Here is a 14,541-nt window from a genome sequence, read left to right on the forward strand (position 1 = left end):
TAAATTTATGTAAAAGTTTATACTAGCGTACATGAAAATATACATAACTCAACAAAGAAAATTGCTATAGGTAAAACTCAACAATAATAGGCAAAATATATTACCTACTAATTATTTGACTATTAGCATTAATTATCAGATATATTACTCACTATAATGTATGTATAAATATATCAATCATTGTTTTTTATATATACATTACCGATGAACTAATTATCATTAAAAATACCAAAAAGTGATAAAAATATGATAATGATCTTTACAAGAATCATTCACTATTAATATATTTAATATTAAATAAAATAATATCCCATTATACAAATATTAAACAATATCTATTAAAAATAAATTACCAACTTTATTCTCTATTGAAAGGTAGTATTAATAACCAGTTTTTGAATGACTCAGAAGCTTTAAAACCATCCAAAATTTACTAATCACCATCTAGCAAACACTCCCACAATGTCATCGATAATTTTTACACCAGATTCTGCCACCGCATTAGACAAACCTAACTTTAGTGGGCATTTATCACAAAGACTATTTACCCGTCGAGAAGTCCTACCAACCCGTAATGATGTACTGTGGCTGATTGAACGTGGGGCAGTTCGCACTATAACTTGGGGTGAAGATGGCACATTTATCACTTTGGGATATTGGGGGGCTGGTGATGTCATTGGGTATGCTTTATCTAAAGTCAAACCATACCAAATTGAGTGTCTGACCAGTGTAGAAGCGTCCACCTTGCCGCCACATCTTTGGCATCAATATACAGATGCTTTAATAGCTCACATTCAAACCTCAGAAGAGCTTTTAAGCATAGTAAACCGTAAACCCATTTCATTACGGTTGTGGCAATTTTTGTTGTGGTTAAGTGAAAGATTTGGACGGAATGTCGAACAAGGTACTCTGATTGAATTATATATCACTCATCAGGAAATTGCAGAGGTCTTGAATACGACAAGAGTAACAATAACAAAGCTGCTACAGGAGTTTGAAACGGAAGGAATGCTGTTACGCCATCAGCGTCGAATTATTTTGCGTTTACCAAATAATTAAATGGAAAATTTAATAGAAAAAATTTAGTTTTGCTCTTGTGCTAATGGCTGTAAAATATGTATAATCACTACTGATATCATGTGTAAATTCCCTTATAGACATTGGGGTTATAGATTTTACCATGTATTCAAACGAGTTGGTGTGAGTGAAAGATAAAATCATGACAAAATTATTTTGGAACGCTTTAAAGGTAAGTCCAGCGATCGTTGCTGCCACCTTTGTTGCAGCTAATGGTGCATACGCTGCGGAAGCTAATGAAAATGTGACAAGTGTTGCCCAATTGACCCAAGCTTCTCAAGAAATGGGTCAGGTAACATCCGTATCTCAATTCTCTGACGTACAACCTACAGACTGGGCTTTCCAAGCATTGCAATCCTTGGTTGAGCGTTACGGTTGTATCGCAGGTTATCCCAACCTCACATACCGTGGTAATCGTGCTTTGACCCGGTATGAGTTTGCGGCTGGTTTAAATGCTTGTTTAGACAGAGTAAATGAGTTAATTGCTACAGCTACAGCTGACTTGGTAACTAAGGAAGATTTAGCTACCTTACAACGTTTGCAAGAAGAATTTTCTGCGGAATTAGCTACCCTGCGCGGTCGCGTCGATGCTTTAGAAGCGCGTACTGCTGAATTGGAAGCTAATCAGTTCTCTACTACCACCAAACTCTCAGGGGAAGCAATCTTTGGCTTGTCTCAAGTATTTGGTGATACAAGAGCTGATGGTGACAACGACTCAACTAATAATGGTGATCTAGAGAGCAACACCACCTTCTCTAACCGTGTACGGTTAACACTGAACACCAGCTTCACCGGTACAGACAGACTACAAACTCGTTTGAACGCTGGTAACTTCATCCCCAATAATGGCACAACGGGTACTAGAATGACCCGTTTGGGCTTTGATGAAGAAACTGATAATCAAGTTGTAATCGATAAAGTTAACTACGCTTTCAATTTAGGTCCAGCACGGGTCAAGATTGATGCTGTTGGTGCTGAGTTGAACGATAACGTCAACGTCTTCCATCCTGACTTCAGCAGCAGTGGTTCAGGCGCGCTCTCTCGCTATGGACGTTTCAGCCCAATTTATCGTTTTGGTGCTGATGGTGCAGGTTTGACAGTTGAATTCAATCCTGGTGGTCCTTTGACATTGAGCGCAGCTTATTTAGCACCTAACGCCAATGACCCATCTGCTCGTAATGGTTTGTTCGATGGTAGTAATGCTATCTTCGGTCAAGTCGCTTTCAAACCAAATGACGCATTGAATATAGGTTTTACCTATGTTCGTGCTTATCAGAATAGTGCAGGTAATGGTGTAAACCTGACCGGCAGTACAGGAAGCAGTATAGCACCTAACTCTGCTCGCAGACCTTTTGGTAATGATGCTACTTCATCTAACAACTACGGTATCCAAGCGACCTTCCAACCTAGCTCTAAATTGACTTTTGGTGGTTGGGTAGGTTACACCGATGCGAAAGCAGAAGCTGGTGCTGACAGAGATGCTGATATTTGGTACTGGGCTGCTAGCTTGGCTGTGAAAGACTTTGGTAGAGAAGGTAACACCTTTGGTTTAATTTTTGGTCAACCACCTAAATTAACTGGTGGTAGCGGAATTACCAGAGATCCTAACACTTCCTATCACTTAGAAGGACTGTACAAAATCAGCCTGACCGAGAACATTCAGGTCACACCTGGATTGTTGGTGATTTTCAACCCTGAACACAGAGACAGCAACGATACCATTTATGTTGGTACTCTCCGCACAACCTTCAGATTCTAAAAAAATGACAGTGGGTTAGTTAGCATTTGACTGCTGACTAACAATGACAGCCCGCCTACAAGCGGGCTTTTATTTTTTTAAAGTGAGTTTTCTGACCTCTCCCCCGACCCCTCTCCGACGCGGAGAGGGGAGTAAAAAGCTTAATTTAATTTGGCGTTGCTCCTTCTTTTCTCGCAGGAAAGAGAGATTGGGGCAGAGAGGAGTAAAAATTTATTCAGCTTCCAAGTCTGGTTGCTTAGATAAATCTGAGGGAGGCCGATCGCTACTCCATGCCCACCAAGCACAACCACACTGGCAACTATAAAACTCCTGCCATTTGCGACGATGGTTTTCTGTCAGCACAGGCGATCGCCGATTAATCCAAACTTGCAAAGCCTCTAAACTACTAGCACGGCAACTAGGACAGCAAAACTCATAAGCGTGAACTGCCTTATCTGTCCATTCAGGTGGTGTGGGAGCAAAAGCGTCCATTGGTATAATTCTTAAATCGTAATAATAGAATACACGGGGTGGGGAGCAGAGGTGCAGGGGAAGCAGGGGAAGCAGGGGAGGTAGGGGGAGCAGAATGGAACCAAAGATTGAAATTCGCCGATTGTTAGATGTGATGCCTGCTTCTGGGCGCATGACTACTAAAATTGTTAGTAAACCAGAACAGTCTCAGGTGATGGATGCTGCTTTTCCCTTACCTTGGAATCAGGAACGACCAATATATATTAATTTTGATTTGTGGGGTCGTCTGCCGAAACCACAACGAGATTTACTGTTATTACGGAAAGTTTCCTGGTTGACAGGTGTGAGATGGTTTAAACCTGATATTTATCAAGGTGTCGCCTTGGCTGGGTTATTGGGTGGATTAGTCGAATTCACCCAGTCAGATTTTGTGGGTGTGGCGGTAGCTGGGGGGTTAAGTGCGATCGCTCTCACACGGATTTGGCGCAGCAATAAATCTCAGGAATCAGAGATAAATGCTGATTTAGCCGCAATTCGGGTAGCACAAAGACGGGGTTACTCAGAAACGGAAGCTGCTCAACATTTGTTGTCTGCGATTGAGACAGTCAGCAAAATTGAAGGTAATTCTGGGTTAAGTTTTATCGATTTAATTCGTTGCCAAAATTTGAGAGCGATCGCTGGATTATCGCCCATTGGTGTACCAGATGATTACGATAAATAAGGGACTTCCAGAGAAAAAATATTCCAAATGTAGGGTGCGTCAGTATGAAGAATTTCTTTGTGTAGTTAGGTTTTCTGACACTGACGCACCCTACTAAACTATCAAGTCCTCTCTGCGAGACGCTGTGCGTAGCTTGCTTCCCCGGAGGGGTACACTACGAACACCTTATTGGTTAATCATCTTGGCCAGAATATTATGTGTCATCGTCTGTGCATCAGGACTTAATACCGAGGGGCGTAACTTGGGCGCATTGTAATCATCTAATCCCCAACTCCACTGTATTGAACCAGTGGCAAAGACTATTGCTCCAGAATCTGCCGTGTACATAGTCATATCGGAATATCTAGTTCTGCCCTTATATCGATAAGGAGAATGAGCTAGACGTATTGTATTAGCTGGGGCGTGGCGAAACATTCGATCTACTTCGTAGCCTAATAGTCCTTTTAAACGCATCTCTTGGGGGGGGATTTGGCGAGCATTCTTCACAGATGCTGTATTATCGGGCTGTAATTGCGTACCAGCTAACAACCAATCCGGTGCTGTGTTATTCACAACAATGTCGTCATTTACTTGAAATGTTTCATACATCACCCCTATCAATGCTTCCTCTGGGCGATTTACAGGTTTACTACGCCACTGAGTTGTGACTAAGAAATCGTTTGTCGGATCATTGTCTCTCGCAAATGGATCTAAAGCCGCACTTTCTTTGTAAGCAACGATAGTACGGTTCATGTCCTTAGTAATTCGACTTGGCTCAAAACGAATCTGCCAGTAGCAGGTGTTAGCAGAGAAAAATCCCAGATTTAAACCGTTATCCCTAGCTGTTTCTACATTTTGGCGCATTTTTGCTGTCCAATATTCGTCATGCCCTACTGACAGAAAAACCTTGTGCAACCACAGCATGGGTTTGGTGGTATTGAGGTCTAAACGATTTTCATGGGTATCAATATTTGTGATATATGTAACATCATAGCCAGAACGTTCTAGCCACCTAACCATGTTATATTCCCAGCCGGCGTTAGAAGTTTTATTTGGTGGTTGAACATTGGTTAAAAATTCTCCTGCACCAACTCCATAGGCGGCGGCTGGATTGGGACTAGCAGCATAGGGACGGTTGAAAGAAACTTTGTATGCTTGTTTACCGCGACTATTCCAACGGTATAGGGACATTTCACCCCAGTTGTTGTAGGCTTGATAAGTTGTGATGCTTGATTGAAATACGAGATCAGAAGGGCGACTGTCATCACGCACCACAAAGATAATGTAGCTTTGCTTACCACTTTTACTAGCAGTCAGTTTTGCTAAATAAAAACCACTAGCCCATTGTGTGGGATCTTGAGAGTTATACGGGATTTCGAGAGTGTATGGATTTTTCCAATTACATTCAATCAGACCAGTGCTTTTATCTATAATTGGCGGTGGTTGCTTAACTCCTACTCTTTGAATAGCAGCAGCCATTTGCCTACCACCAGCACCACCATACCAACCCATCCGAAAGATTTCTATGGTATAGTTTGGCTCTTTAGTATTGACAAATAACTTAATTGTGTCGCCACGATTCACGCTTGTGAGTGAAGCATAGCCTTCTATCTCTCGCCTAGTGGCGGGATTAGTCAACTGCCAAGCTGTAGTGCCAATTTTTTGATTTTCAATGATGATGGGATTATTTTTTTGATCAGCAAACTCTACAAGATGATCCGCGATCGCATCTGGTTGGTAAAAAACGATAACAGTAGTGAAAATTAATAATACTGGTAATACAACCCTGGTAATCAGGTTTAATCGTTGTCTCAATAACATCAGTAGTGAGCAATTAAATCGGTACGATGTTTTAATTGTTTCACGTTTTGTATAAGAGCAGGTAGTTTCGATCAATGTCTATGCCTCTGTGCCTCGGTGCCTCTGTGGTAAAAAAACTACAAAGACACGTAGACACAGAGAGCATGAAAATACCTCTTCTCTAGCCCCTAGACTCTACTTTTAAACAATGATAAAGTTTGTACTCATAGCCATCTACGGATGGCAAAGTTTGAGTATCGGCTGCACATTTTTTGACTGCTTTGTCTACAGGTGCATGAAAATTTACCAGCCACAAATCAAAGGGTAGTGGTAATGCTTTGACAGTATTTTCTAGGGTAGTAGTTGCAGTATGAGAATCTTGGTCTTGATGTGCCAGAAGAAATAGAGAACCGGGAGACTTAATATTTTGTATTCTCAATTCCCTAGCTATTCCCATCATTTCACCCATCTGCACATGGGTGATTTGTGTAGTGGCAATGAGAACGGGAACTTGGGATGTTTGTTGAATTAATTTGATGAATAGATCAGGGCGGTAGTATTTCTGATAACCAAGATTGCAAATCACTGTTAGGGCGCTAACAAATCCCATCAACCAAATCACCATGACGGCTTTTTTACCTTGATAACTGTGCCAAGCCACGGCTAGACTAGCTCCTAGTAAAACAATCACACATGGGAAGTAAACAAAGTTATAACGCGCACCTCTGGTTAAGTCTATACCTAGAAAATAGGTAAACATAAAAAATAAAGCGATCGCTCCTACAACAACCCCCGTTAATACCTGTGTTGTCAAACGGGTTTCTGGTTGCTGTAAGTTTGCTTTCAACCCCTGGACTAAAATTGGTGCTGCCCAAATGATAAAGATCAGCATCACCAAACCAGAAGCAATCACAACTACCAAATCTGGTGATTCTACGGGTAGTAAGTAAAGCATAGTTACCCAAGCCCCAAAAGCCTGAAACAACGGACTTAACCAAGCAAATCCTTGACGGGGCTGCTGTATCCATTCTGTTAATTGCTCACCGTAGCTATTCTGTAAAAAAACTGGTAGCCAAACTATACCAGTGATAAAAGTACCTAGTGCAACACCATAGATCCGTCGCCAAGGGGGAGATAAGAAAACTTTGGGGTTAATTGGGATTTGCCGCCCAGCCAGAACTATCAACACCAAGCCTTCTGTACACAAAGTCAGAACAAAGAAATAATGAGTAGCTATTCCCAAGGCATTAATTATTAGCCAACCTAGTGCGATGGTAATAGGTATTTGTGTCTGGTTTTGAATGTGGCGAGTAGCTATAACAAAGCAGGCGAGGGAAGCAATCACCCACACAATTGCCAAAGTGTAGTGCCGGGCTTCTTGTGCCAAAAAGATGGCGTATGGTGACACAGCCATTATGGCTGCTGCTAAATGAGCTACTAAGCGGGAGCGAAAGGCAATCCAGCTAAAGATATAGATAGCGGGGATAGATACCGCCCCTAAAATCGCCGCTAGCGATCGCGCCCCCCACAATGAAACTAAACCCTGTTGCGTGGGAAATAACTGCATCCATAAGTGGGCTAAAGCAAAGTACATTGGGGGATGGTTGGTTTCATGACTCAGGTGTGTCCAGACATCATGAAGATTTGCAGCTGGTTGTGGTTGCAGTGGTTGCAACAAAATCTCAGGTGCGATCGCTTGATTTAAAGGTACTCCTAAAAAACTGTTGCCCAGACTAAACACCAAGGTGGAAAATTCATCAGTCCAAGGAGGCTTGGCGGTTAAGTTGGTTAAACGTAAGCCGAGTCCGATGATTACCCACATCAGCAACAGTAAAGGATGAAACCAACGAGCCGGAATGGTAGAGTGCCAATTATACAAACGCATCTATTCCTTGCTAGAAGCCAAGTACCAGAACAAGTCAATCTGTATATATTAGACCTCAGATTGGCCGTTTAATTTGTTCGCTATATTTTACGGTAAATCTGCGTTCCTTCGATGTTGTTCAAAAGTACGTACTGCGTTTGTAGAGTTTTTTCCAATAAAGCCACAGCATCTGGATGATCCTGTAAATACCAGACACCTTCTTTCTTGACAATAAATTCGGGTTTTTGATTAAGAATTTGGAGTAACTCTTGGTTGGTAGTAGCAGTTTGACCTTTCACAGCACGCAATAAATATTCTCTACTAATATTCGACGGATGTGTGACTATCTTCGTTGGTGGTTTAATGTCAAGCAGCCAATAAACAAGATGATGCTCCATCATATAGATTGTAGTATTGCGCCCCCCTTGTTGAGATAAGTATTGGGCTAACTCATATTCTCTGCCATAGGAGAGTGGTTGTTGCGAGAAAAAGCGAGTTCCAACTACTTTGTATTCATTTAATGTTGGTAGTGCCACTAGAGTCAAAGTCAATATCAGAATAAAATATCCTGCTTTGAGGTTGAATTTTAAAAGACCAATAAACCAAGATGAAAATATGACAGCGAAAAAAGGAGCAAGTTGAATCATATAATGATTATGCGCTGCCCCACTCTTTAAAATCGACAATTCGGTACCAAAAAAGAATATAGTGCAGTATATTAATTGATTTTGTTTTAATGACAAGTTTTTCTCTTGTTTAATCAGCCTAATTATTTGTATTATTCCAATTAAAAATACAATACCCCATACATTATAAATTTGCTGAAAAATAAGTTGCCATAATGATGCTTGAGAAGTAGAATAAGCTAAAGAGGCATCAATTATTGATACCTTAAATATTTGAGTATTATTGGTTATTACATAGGGCAAGTATAACACTATAGGTGGAATTAAAAAGCCAATGATATAAGCAATAATTTCAAAATATTTTTTCTCATTGAAATTTATACTTTTGGCTAAAATGTATAAGCCTAAAATTAATGTTACATAGGCTAAATTTAGGCGAATCATACAGGCAAATGCCATCAACAACCCAACCAGAAAAAATTTAATATTCCCTAACTTATTACTTCTCACCAGTAAGGCTAAAGCACCGAGTAAAGGCACAAGAGCTATATGCTCAGTCATGACAGATTTACCATCTGTCAGAGGACCACTTAGCATGATAAAGAGCATAGCAGCCGATAGACTGATTTTTAAACTCCAGAGAGAGCGACAAATATAATAGGTTAGGATTGCGGCAGCGATGACGCATAGAGTTCCAAATAAGCGAACAGATATAATAGATTTACCAAAAGCAAACATCGCAAAAGCATAGCTAAAGAATGCCAGTGGAGGTTTGAGATCCCAGAGTTCTAAATAGGGTAGGTTGCCGTCTAAAATAGATTGACCCATAAGAATAAACGTACTTTCATCCCAATTAAATACGGCACGAAAGAAAAACGGCAGACGAAACAAAAAGCTAAATAGAACTATAATAATTAAAATTCTTGATTTAGATAGGTGTAGGCATTTCATTACAGTTCTTGGCTATCCTCTAGGGGCAATTTTTATGTATGTTTGATTACAGTATTTGATCATACTGCTAAAAGTATAGTTTACAGGATTTATGTAAGTGTCTGATTTAACGGCAGTGATACAATTTGTACTCATAGCCATGCACATATGGCAATGATTTAGTTTCAGGTACACATTTTTTCACTTCTTCGGGTGTGGGTGCATGAAAATTCACTAGCCATAAGTCCAAAGGTCGTGGTAGTTGCTTTAAGGTATTTTCTAAGGACAAGGTGGAAGTATTGGGGTCTTTCTCTTGATGAGCTAACAGAAATTTGGTACTAATAGGTGAATCAGAAAATTTTACCTCCCAGGCAATCCCCATCATTTCGCCAGTTTGCACTAAGCTTTTGTGGGTTGTGGCAATGAGGACTGGAAGTGAGGAATTTTGTTCAATTAAAGGGACGAACAAATCAGGGCGGTAGTATTTGCGATACCCCAAATTGCTAGTAACAGTAACAGCACTAATTAATCCCATGACCCCAATGAGGATCACAGCTTTTTTACCATTTATACCCCATTTACCAATTTCTGGATTTTGATAACAAACTGCAAGGCTTGCCCCCAGTAGGATCATAACGGCAGGAAAATAAACAAAGTTGTAACGAGCGCCTCGTGTCAGGTCAATACCAAGAATATAAGTAAATATAAAGAATACAGCGATCGCTCCTAAAACTACCCCAGCCAATACCTGAGCGATCGCACCTGTTTCAGGTTGCTGTAGTTGGACTTTAATACCACGAAGTAAAATTGGTGTTGCCCAAATAAAGAAAATTAACATTACCAACCCAGAGGCAATTACAGTTGTTAACTCTGGTGCTTCTACTGGTAGTAAGGAAATCATGGTAATCCACGCTGCGAAAGCTTGGAAAATGGGGCTGACCCATTCCAGTCCAACACGTTCACCTTGAATCCACTCTGTTAAACTACTAAGATACCGATTTTGTAAAAAGCTCGGTAGCCAAACTAAACCTGCTACAGCAGTACCAGTGGACACAGCATAGATACGCCACCACAAAGGGGAGAAAAATACTAAAGTTTTTGTTTGTATAGATTGTTGCCAAGCTAAAATGATCAAAACTAGAGCTTCAGCACCGAGTGTAAGAACAAAGAAATAATGAGTAGCAATACCCAAAGCATTAATTCCTACCCAACAGATCATTAACCCAAGTGGTAATGATGTATGGTTTTGCAGGTAACGGGTGGCAATTACCAAACATGACAGGGAAGCTATCACCCAAACAATAGCTAAACTATAATGACGTGCTTCTTGTGCTAAGAAAATGCCGTATGGTGAGACTGCCATCATAGCAGCAGCTAGCTGTCCTACTAATGAAGAACGGAAGGCTAACCTACCTAATATATAAGTCAAAGGAATTGAGGCTGCACCCAGTAAAGCTGGAAATGAACGTGCAGCAAACAGGGAGACTAAGCTTTCCTGATTGGGAAACAGCCTCATCCATAAATGAACCAGTACAAAATACAGTGGGGGATGGGTATCTTTTGTCAGTATGTTATTAATTACATCCCCAATACCAGATGCAGGATTTGTTTGCAGTGGTTGCAATAAAATATTAGGTGCGATCGCTTGATCTAGGGGTACCCCTAAAAAACTGTTCCCCAGACTAAACACCAAGGTAGCAAATTCATCAGTCCAAGGAGGCTTGGCAGTTAAATTAGCAAAACGTAAGCCGAGGCCGATGATTAACCACATCAGCAATAGTAAAGGATGAAGCCAGCGAGCCGAAATGGTAGAGTGCCAATTATACAAACGCATCTATTCCTTGCTAGAAGCCAAGCGCCAGAACAAGTCAATCTGTATATATTAGACCTCAAATTGGCCATTTCATTTCGCTGCTGTGTTTCAATGAGACTGACTATTTTACGTCTGTAACTCGCCAGCTGAGTTTTAAGTTCACCCAAAAATTCCAGATGGTAGCCACTGCGATCGCAATTAGGTTGGCAATATAGCGGTTAGGAATCAGGAAATTAAACACCAAATTCAACACCAGCACGTTCAATACCAACCCAGCCAAGCAAATAATGTTGAATTTTACAAATCGCTTCAAGCGTTGATGCCATTCTTGCTGTCTCATGGAGACATCTGCAAATGTCCAAGCATCATTCCACAAGAAGTTATTGAAAATGGCAATTTCCCCGGCAATGATTTTACTACGGGTCAGAGGCAAAGCTAGAGTAGATGGATCACTAAGTAAATACAGCACTGCCATATCGACAAATACCCCGCTTAGTCCCACCAAGCCAAAGCGCAGGAATCGACCAATAGGGAAGCTAGAATTCTGACTCCAGCGCCCCAAGCGACCTGTAGATAGGCGCAACCTGATTAAATGATGTATGTATTCTACATATTGCTTCCAAGTAACTTTACTTTCACCTTCTTGGCGTTCGCAGAATACATAACCTACTTCGGCAATACTTTGGACATTACCCCGTCCAATCACCTCTAAGAGAATTTTGTAACCTACAGGATTGAGTAATGCCCCCACGATGCTGTTGCGTCGCACCATAAAATAACCACTCATGGGGTCAGAAACTCTTCCCAAAACTCCCGGTAATATCATCAATCCCAATACCTGAGCGCCACGAGATAAGAACCGTCTCACCACACTCCAACTACTAACACCACCACCATCCACATGACGGCTAGCTACTGCCAAATCTGCGCCTTGGGCAATTTGAGAGAGCAATTGTGTCAATATTTCTGGTGGATGTTGTAAATCTCCATCAATTACCCCTAAAACACTGCCATTGGCAACCTGCCAGCCACGAATTACGGCTGAAGACAGTCCCCGTTCTTGTTGTCGTCGCATCACTCGTAACTGTGGATATTCCTGCGTCAGAGATTGTGCTACTTCCCAAGTCAAGTCAGGACTATCATCATCCACCACAATCAACTCATAGTCTCCTGGAATAAATTCATCCAGTGTTTGACTTAATATCTTGACAACATTTTGGATATTATCCCGTTCTTTATAGGTTGGAATTACCAAAGAAAAATAGACATTATTGGTAGGCCGTAAGTCGGAAATCTGTAGCGGGCCAGTGGGAACTGTTAATAGTGTCTGAGATGAGTTGACGTTCATAAAGGAAATTATAAGTTGCGAAATAGGTTGTACAAAAGAAATCTGCTCATCGGCAGATAGCGTTTCTTTATATCTGATCTATAGTCAATCGCAATTCGCCAAATTTTAGCTTCTCATGTGAACTGTTCTAGTATCTAATCTTTGGATCAGTATGTGGCATGACATTATTAAAAATTTACCAGATTTTTAGATTTACTCGTGAATTACTGTTTAGTATTACTGCCATAAAATCCTTTATCCAAATAATTATTATGTCTTAAACAAACGGCAGCTTGAAAATTCATCATTTCTTTGAAAAGCAAGGTTATCATCATATGAAAAAAACATTATTTATTTCCGGACAAGATTTTTTCAGCTACTTAAGAATTTTAATTGTCATCATCCTAGCATTAAGTTTTACCTTTAGATTTATTAATATTGACCAGAAATCATACTGGGATGATGAAGCTTTTACAGCATTACGGGTTTCTGGTTATACAGAGTATGAAGTAGTTGATAAAGTATCTAGTTTTGCAAGAATTAGTGTTACAGATTTATCTCAATTTCAGAGTCCAAATACTGAAAAAACTTTAATTGATACTATTAACTCTCTAGCTTTAGAAGAAGCTCAACACCCACCACTATATTATGTTATGGCTAGGTGGTGTATGCAGTGGTTTGGTAACTCAATGGTATCCCTGAGAGGTTTATCTGCTGTTATCAGTCTACTGGCTTTACCTAGTATCTATTGGTTATGTTTGGAACTATTTGATAGTTCTTGGACAGCATGGATAGCTGTACAATTGTTAGCAATATCACCATTCCATGTACTCTATGCTCAAGAAGCGAGAGAGTATAGTTTATGGATAGTGACAATTTTACTATCAAGTGCCTCACTGCTAGGGGCAATTCGCACTCATAAAAAACTACACTGGGGAATCTATACAGCAACTTTAGCCCTGAGTCTTTACACATTTCCTTCTTCTGTCGCTGTTGCTGTGGCACATGGAGTTTATGTCATCGCCAGAGAAAGTTTCCGATTAACTAAGACAGTAATTGCTTATATTTTGGCATCATTGGCTGGGTTGCTAGCTTTTTCTCCTTGGCTATGGGTGATTGTGACAAATTTAAATCACCTCAAAAACATAGTTGGTGGTCAAGGCAATATGCCTGCTTTATCTTTAATCAAGACATGGGCATTTAACCTGAGCCGCATTTTTATCGATACCAATCACGAAAGGGCAGTCATAAATTTTGGGATTGAAAATAACTTTACTTATTTAATTCAAATCAGTTTAGTAGGACTAATAGTAGTATTGGTAGGCTATGCCATATATTATCTGTGTCGTCACTCATCTAAAAAAGCTTGGCTATTTATTTTGTCATTAATTCTAGTGACTTGCCTGCCAATTATGTTGAAAGATTTAATATCTGAGGGAACAAAGTCAATTATTCCCCGGTATTTAATTCCTGGCTATTTGGCTATTCAGGTATCTGTGGCTTACTTACTAGCAAATAAAATTAATGCGACTTCCTATAAACAAAAGTTTTGGAAAATTGTGATGTGTGCTATATTTTCTGGCGCAATCTTTTCCTGTGTGATGATTTCTCAAAGTAATTACTGGTGGACGAAGAGTCATAGTGATACAAATCTCCAGGCTGCTAGATTAATTAATCAAGTTGAGCGACCACTGTTAATTAGTGATGGTAGTATGGGCAGAATATTAGGTTTAAGCCATCAGCTTAAATCACAAGTTCAGTTACAACTTAAACCTTACTGTCACACCTGTCGTGAACTTCCTCCCGCAGTTGTAAATAAAGATATTTTAAAAATTCCCCATGACTTCGATGTGTTTTTATTTGCACCTTCTCTTGAGTTAAAAAATGCTATTGAGAAGGACAAAAATTATCAACTTCAGCCTTTGACTATAGACCTTTGGCGCTTGAAGAAGGCAGAGGGGTGAAATTTTTCAAGCTATAGCAGGTGACAGGTGACAGGTGACAGGTGACAGGTGACAGGTGACAAGTTACAGGTTACAGGTTACAGCTTTAAGAGCCTCTGATGGTAATTGTTTTATCAAGAGAGGCAGGAGGGAGCAAGGGTTTAAGACCCCCACTGAATTCTGATTCAGTGGCTTCAATTCAGGAGGGGTCGAATCCTATAGCTGAATTGCTCCTTCTGCCTTCTGCCTCCT

The 14,541-nt window shown here is 40.3% G+C and carries 10 protein-coding genes; 4 read left to right on the forward strand and 6 right to left on the reverse strand.

Going from position 1 to position 14,541, the window contains the following annotated elements; translation table 11 throughout:
- Positions 1–462: 462 nt before the first annotated feature.
- Entirely contained in the window at positions 463–1,059 is a 597-nt protein-coding gene (locus tag NOS7524_RS04100) for a Crp/Fnr family transcriptional regulator (protein WP_015137208.1), read from the forward strand.
- Positions 1,060–1,219: 160 nt separating this feature from the next.
- Positions 1,220–2,836 (forward strand): iron uptake porin, encoded by a 1,617-nt coding sequence (locus NOS7524_RS04105; RefSeq protein ID WP_015137209.1) that lies wholly within the window; start codon positions 1,220–1,222, stop codon positions 2,834–2,836.
- Between the two features lie 210 nt (positions 2,837–3,046).
- Here the strand turns inward: NOS7524_RS04105 and NOS7524_RS04110 are convergent, their stop codons facing one another.
- Positions 3,047–3,307, reverse strand: a complete 261-nt coding sequence (locus NOS7524_RS04110) for a hypothetical protein (protein WP_015137210.1) — start codon at positions 3,305–3,307, stop codon at positions 3,047–3,049.
- 94 nt (positions 3,308–3,401) lie between these two features.
- On the opposite strand from NOS7524_RS04110, the gene NOS7524_RS04115 reads away from it, so the two are divergent.
- Positions 3,402–4,007 carry a DUF3318 domain-containing protein gene (locus tag NOS7524_RS04115; protein WP_015137211.1) on the forward strand — a complete coding sequence of 202 codons (606 nt, stop codon included), beginning with the start codon at positions 3,402–3,404 and terminating at the stop codon, positions 4,005–4,007.
- A 165-nt stretch (positions 4,008–4,172) separates the two neighbouring features.
- On the opposite strand, the gene NOS7524_RS04120 is transcribed toward NOS7524_RS04115, so the two are convergent.
- The 5 genes from NOS7524_RS04120 to NOS7524_RS04140 all read right to left on the reverse strand — a co-directional run bounded on the left by NOS7524_RS04120 (position 4,173) and on the right by NOS7524_RS04140 (position 12,367).
- Positions 4,173–5,807, reverse strand: coding sequence for a N,N-dimethylformamidase beta subunit family domain-containing protein (locus NOS7524_RS04120; protein ID WP_015137212.1), 1,635 nt, complete (start codon positions 5,805–5,807; stop codon positions 4,173–4,175).
- A 160-nt stretch (positions 5,808–5,967) separates the two neighbouring features.
- The gene (locus NOS7524_RS04125) at positions 5,968–7,671 is read right to left on the reverse strand and encodes a glycosyltransferase family 39 protein (RefSeq protein ID WP_015137213.1); all 1,704 of its coding nucleotides are present in this window, start codon (positions 7,669–7,671) and stop codon (positions 5,968–5,970) included.
- Positions 7,672–7,751: 80 nt separating this feature from the next.
- Complete coding sequence (locus tag NOS7524_RS04130) at positions 7,752–9,104, reverse strand: ArnT family glycosyltransferase (RefSeq protein ID WP_041555144.1); 1,353 nt, start codon at positions 9,102–9,104, stop codon at positions 7,752–7,754.
- Positions 9,105–9,333: 229 nt separating this feature from the next.
- Complete coding sequence (locus tag NOS7524_RS04135; RefSeq protein ID WP_015137215.1) at positions 9,334–11,040, reverse strand: glycosyltransferase family 39 protein; 1,707 nt, start codon at positions 11,038–11,040, stop codon at positions 9,334–9,336.
- A 100-nt stretch (positions 11,041–11,140) separates the two neighbouring features.
- Positions 11,141–12,367 carry a glycosyltransferase gene (locus tag NOS7524_RS04140; protein ID WP_015137216.1) on the reverse strand — a complete coding sequence of 409 codons (1,227 nt, stop codon included), beginning with the start codon at positions 12,365–12,367 and terminating at the stop codon, positions 11,141–11,143.
- 314 nt (positions 12,368–12,681) lie between these two features.
- On the opposite strand from NOS7524_RS04140, the gene NOS7524_RS04145 reads away from it, so the two are divergent.
- A complete protein-coding gene (locus NOS7524_RS04145; protein ID WP_015137217.1) occupies positions 12,682–14,310 on the forward strand; it encodes a glycosyltransferase family 39 protein in 1,629 nt (542 codons plus the stop codon).
- Positions 14,311–14,541: the final 231 nt, after the last annotated feature.

It is taken from the genome of Nostoc sp. PCC 7524, from assembly GCF_000316645.1.
Classification (GTDB): Bacteria; Cyanobacteriota; Cyanobacteriia; order Cyanobacteriales; family Nostocaceae; genus Trichormus.

Bases quoted from the DNA above. Each gene is read 5' to 3' on its own strand.
- NOS7524_RS04130 (WP_041555144.1), bottom strand. From the start codon at position 9,104: ATGGGTCAATCTATTTTAGACGGCAACCTACCCTATTTAGAACTCTGG.
- NOS7524_RS04145 (WP_015137217.1), top strand. From the start codon at position 12,682: ATGAAAAAAACATTATTTATTTCCGGACAAGATTTTTTCAGCTACTTA.
- NOS7524_RS04100 (WP_015137208.1), top strand. From the start codon at position 463: ATGTCATCGATAATTTTTACACCAGATTCTGCCACCGCATTAGACAAA.
- NOS7524_RS04110 (WP_015137210.1), bottom strand. From the start codon at position 3,307: ATGGACGCTTTTGCTCCCACACCACCTGAATGGACAGATAAGGCAGTT.
- NOS7524_RS04105 (WP_015137209.1), top strand. From the start codon at position 1,220: ATGACAAAATTATTTTGGAACGCTTTAAAGGTAAGTCCAGCGATCGTT.
- NOS7524_RS04115 (WP_015137211.1), top strand. From the start codon at position 3,402: ATGGAACCAAAGATTGAAATTCGCCGATTGTTAGATGTGATGCCTGCT.
- NOS7524_RS04140 (WP_015137216.1), bottom strand. From the start codon at position 12,367: ATGAACGTCAACTCATCTCAGACACTATTAACAGTTCCCACTGGCCCG.
- NOS7524_RS04120 (WP_015137212.1), bottom strand. From the start codon at position 5,807: ATGTTATTGAGACAACGATTAAACCTGATTACCAGGGTTGTATTACCA.
- NOS7524_RS04125 (WP_015137213.1), bottom strand. From the start codon at position 7,671: ATGCGTTTGTATAATTGGCACTCTACCATTCCGGCTCGTTGGTTTCAT.
- NOS7524_RS04135 (WP_015137215.1), bottom strand. From the start codon at position 11,040: ATGCGTTTGTATAATTGGCACTCTACCATTTCGGCTCGCTGGCTTCAT.